Annotated in this window: 3 protein-coding genes; 1 reads left to right on the forward strand and 2 read right to left on the reverse strand. The window is 71.9% G+C overall.

The features are described 5' to 3' along the window. Window positions 1-206 precede the first annotated feature (206 nt). Entirely contained in the window at window positions 207-899 is a 693-nt protein-coding gene (locus tag PROKR_RS30460) for a PhnA domain-containing protein (protein WP_169736303.1), read from the forward strand. Between the two features lie 176 nt (window positions 900-1075). On the opposite strand, the gene PROKR_RS02830 is transcribed toward PROKR_RS30460, so the two are convergent. Together PROKR_RS02830 and PROKR_RS02835 are read right to left on the reverse strand one after the other, a co-directional pair. Beyond that, entirely contained in the window at window positions 1076-2485 is a 1410-nt protein-coding gene (locus PROKR_RS02830; RefSeq protein ID WP_036959402.1) for an aspartate aminotransferase family protein, read from the reverse strand. A 97-nt stretch (window positions 2486-2582) separates the two neighbouring features. After that, window positions 2583-4206 (reverse strand): hypothetical protein (locus tag PROKR_RS02835; protein ID WP_169736304.1); only part of this gene is annotated, 1624 nt, incomplete at its 5' end.

Here is a 4206-nt window from a genome sequence, read left to right on the forward strand (position 1 = left end):
GCCGCCGCCCGGCGGAGCAGCGCGCGGCGGCGGCCTGACCCAGCCGGGCTGCGCCCGCTGCGTCCGCTGGTGCGCTTCTACCCAGCCATCACGCCCAAAAAACGCGTCAGTTTCGGGCCTGATGGCTGGGTAGAAGCGCACCTCGCGGGCGGGCCGCTAGAGTCCAGCACATCTGTCCGGTTTGCGGTGATGGATGCGGGGTCGTGGTGACGAAGACATGGAACCCCGAGATTCGCGCGCGGCGGATCCCAGGGCCGTCGGTCCGTACTGTCTCGGTCATCGGTCTGTTCTCGGTGCTCGTCCTTCTGCTCGGTGTTGTCTTCTTCTTCATCACGGCCGCGACCGCTGCTCCGGACGCGACTCCTGTCGTGCTGAAGACCTTCGCGGCGCTTACCGGGGCAACAATGCTCGTGGCGTCCGCCTGTGACCTCTGGGTGCGCTACGGACTCCAGGCGGCAGAGCTGCGCGCCGGGTACACGACCGCGTACCGGACGCCGGACCGGGTTCCGTACGTCGATCCTCGGAGCAACCGGGTCATCCGCCTGGCCGGCGAGCCCGAGCTCGACCGGGACGAGCACCGATGTCGGCTCGCCCTGGCCCGGGAGGCCGCGCGGCGGGACAAGGAGCTCCGCCGTCTGCGAGGCGCACCGTCGGAGCCGGAACCGAGCGACTGGGCCGCCGTGATCCGGGACGCCGCCGGGACACCCCTGGCCGACGGCGACACTGTGATCGTCCTCAAGAGGCTCTCGGGCAAGGGGTCGTCCGCCGTCGTGCCGGCCGGCACCCGGCTCCGGAACATCCGGCTGCGTCACGAAGCCGAGGACGACCGCCTCGTGGGTGCCGTCGCGCGCGGCGTGGGGCCGGTCCGCCTACGGCCCACCGCCGTCCGGAAGCCCTGACACGAGAGGTGACCCCAGCGGTGCCGAACCGCACGCCGCGCCCGAAGGTGCGCTTCTACCCAGCCATTACGCCCAAAAAACACGTCAGTTTCGGGCCTGATAGCTGAGTAGAAGCGCACCTCGCGGGCGGGCCGGGCGGAGCGCCCGCGGCGTCGCCGAGCGCCCCGCCCAACCCGTCACAGCCGCGTCCACGCCTCGCTCAGCACCCCGCGCAGGATCTGCTCGATCTCGTCGAACTCCGGCTGCCCGATCGTCAGCGGCGGCGCGAGCTGCACCACCGGATCGCCGCGGTCGTCGGCGCGGCAGTACAGCCCCGCCTCGAACAGGGCCGGGGTGAGGAACCCGCGCAGCAGGCGCTCGGCATCGTCGCCCGAGAAGGTCTCCCGCGTGGCCTTGTCCCGGACGAGCTCGATCGCGTAGAAGTACCCGGCCCCGCGCACGTCGCCCACGATCGGCAGGTCGTACAGCCGCTCCAGGGTGGACCGGAACGCAGGCGCGTTCTCCTTGACCCGCCCCGTCAGGTCCTCCTGGTCGAACAGGTCGAGGTTCGCCATCGCCACCGCGGCGGAGACCGGGTGCCCGCCGAACGTGTACCCGTGGGCAAAGGTCGTCGAACCGTGGGCGAACGGCTCGTACACCCGGTCGGAGACCAGGCAGGCGCCGATCGGGGAGTAGCCCGACGCCATGCCCTTGGCGCACGTGATCATGTCGGGCACGTAGCCGAAGTCGTCGCACGCGAAGATCGAGCCGGTCCGGCCGAACGCGCAGATCACCTCGTCGGAGACCAGCAGCACGTCGTGCCGGTCGCAGATCTCGCGCACCCGCTCGAAGTATCCCGGTGGGGGCGGGAAACAGCCGCCCGCGTTCTGCACGGGCTCCAGGAAGACGGCGGCCACCGAGTCCGGGCCCTCCGTCTCGATGAGCACCTCGATCTGGTCGGCGGCCCACCGGCCGAACGCCTTCGGGTCGTCGCGCAGGTCCTCGGACGCCCGGTAGATGTCGGTGTTCGGCACCTTGAACGCGCCCGGCACCAGCGGCTCGAACGGCGCCTTGAGCCCCGGCAGGCCCGTCACGGACAGCGCACCGTGCGTGGTGCCGTGGTAGGCGATGTTCCGGGAGATCACCTTGTGCTTGCCCGGTCTGCCCTGCAGCTTCCAGTACTGCTTGGCCAGCTTGAACGCCGTCTCCACGGCCTCGGAGCCGCCGGTCGTGAAGAAAACGCGGTTCAGGTCGCCCGGTGCCAGGTCGGCCAGCCGTTCGGCCAGGTCGATGGCCGGTGGGTGCGCGAACGACCACAGCGGGAAGTAGGCGAGCTCGCCGGCCTGCCTGGCCGCCGCCTCGGCGAGCGCCCGGCGGCCGTGCCCGGCCTGGACCACGAACAGCCCCGACAGTCCGTCGATGTACCGGCGGCCGGCCGCGTCCCAGACGTGGTGGCCCTCGCCGCGCACCAGCGTCGGCACCCCGGCGTCCCAGGCGGACTGCCGCGTGAAGTGGCCCCAGAGGTGCCGCCGCGCGGCGTCGTCCCGCGGGGTGCCGCGTGGTGTGACGTGCGCCCCGCCAGGGGTGGGCACAGGGGATCCGGTCATGGAAGTCTCCTGTCGTAGCGGCCGACCCGACCAGGCTACGTGGCAGACGTTCAGGTCACCCGAGAGATCTGCGGGTCTGACGCGTGCGGGCGGAGGGTCACCGGCGGCTCGTCCAGCTGAAGACCGCCCAGCCCGTCACCAGCGCACCTACCGTGACCAGCGCGGTGGCCGTGACCGCCTGGATCGGACCGATCAGCGACGCGTCCAGCGCCACCTGGACCGTGCCGATCAGAGCGTAGACACCGGCGAACACCGTGATTGCCGACAGCGTGCCGTCCATCAGCCGACGGCGGGAGCGCTCGCGCCGCGCCTCGGCCGCCCGCTCGCGGTCGTTGTGCAGGCGTTCGAGCGCGGCGAGGCGAGCCGCGATAGGTTCCTGGAGCAGCTCGCGCAGCCGCTCGGTGACCCCGGCGGCCTGCTGCTCGAACCGCGAGGCGTGCAGCAGCTGGTTCAGCATGCGCGACTCCAGCGCGGACGCGAGGAATGTGGGGGAGGTGATCGTGGTCAGCGTGGTGCGCACCTCGGACGCGAACTCGTGCAGCCGCAGCTGCTCGCGGGTGAGCCCCTCCTTGCGGGCGGCCAGGTCGGCGCCGTTGTTCACGTCGTGGTCGGCGAGCATGGCCGCGACGGTGCGCAGGTGGTCGGCCAGCGTGGCGTTCCAGGCGCTGAACAGTCCGTTGAGGCTGGCCACGAACTCGGCGAGCGACCCGTACTGGGAGATCTTGAAGTGCGCCGTGCCGACCAGCGCCACGGTGGTCGAGTTGGTGGCCACCGCCACGACGTCGCCCAGGTGCCGCACCCCCTCCAGCAGCACGGGGTTGCGCTGGGGCAGTGTCCAGTCGCACAGCGTGGCCGTGCCGTACGACACGGGCTGCAGCAGCACCTGCGAGCCGAACGCGGCCAGCATCTCGTCACCCATGGAGACCGGCGTGCGTCGTTCCGGCGGCGCCGCCGGGCCGCGGCCCCGGCTCGCCTCGTAGACGGTGGTGACCACGTGCGCTCGTCCCTGGGCGATCTCGGTGCCCTCGCGGACCAGGTCCGCCGTCGCGCGTTGGAGCAGGTCGGCCAGGTCGAAGAGGCGCTCGGGCGGCAGGGCGCCTCCGGGGTCGACGTCGACGGGCGAGCCGTCCAGCGCGATCCACCGCACCCGGATGTCGGCGTGCAGGTTGGACAGCCGGAACCGCGCGTCGCGGACCTGCTGCGGCGACTGGTCGCGTGAGGAGTAGCGGAACCGCACGTAGTGGTTGCCGAACTCGGTGAACCGCACGTCACAGGACAGCTCGGCGATGAACGTCCCGTCGGGCTGCTCCAGACGGACATTGGGCATCGACAGCGACGCGCCGCCGTAGGGGCGTGCCGCCCGGTCCACGCTCGCCCAGACGTCGTCCATCTTGAGGCGGCCGCGCACGGCGAAGGCCTGGACACCGAGCAGCTCGGGGCGCTCGTCGCGGTGCGCGAGCCGCCGGATCGCCGTGACCGCGGCGGCCGGCCGCACGTCGCGCAGCCCGAACGGGTAGACGTAGACCGTCCGCAGCCGGTCGAGGGTGAGCCAGGTCGAATCGAGGTTGCGGTGCAGCTGTGTCAGGTGCATCCGGTAGGAGCGCAGCTCGCTGGCCAGGATGTAGTTCAGGTGCCGGTCGGTCTCGGCGGCGCGCAGGCCGTCGAGCGCGGGGCCGAGCCGCGCCGGTTCGCCCGCCATCGCCTCGGACGCCGCCCGGGCC

It is taken from the genome of Promicromonospora kroppenstedtii DSM 19349, assembly GCF_000515355.1.
Taxonomy (GTDB): Bacteria; Actinomycetota; Actinomycetes; order Actinomycetales; family Cellulomonadaceae; genus Promicromonospora; species Promicromonospora kroppenstedtii.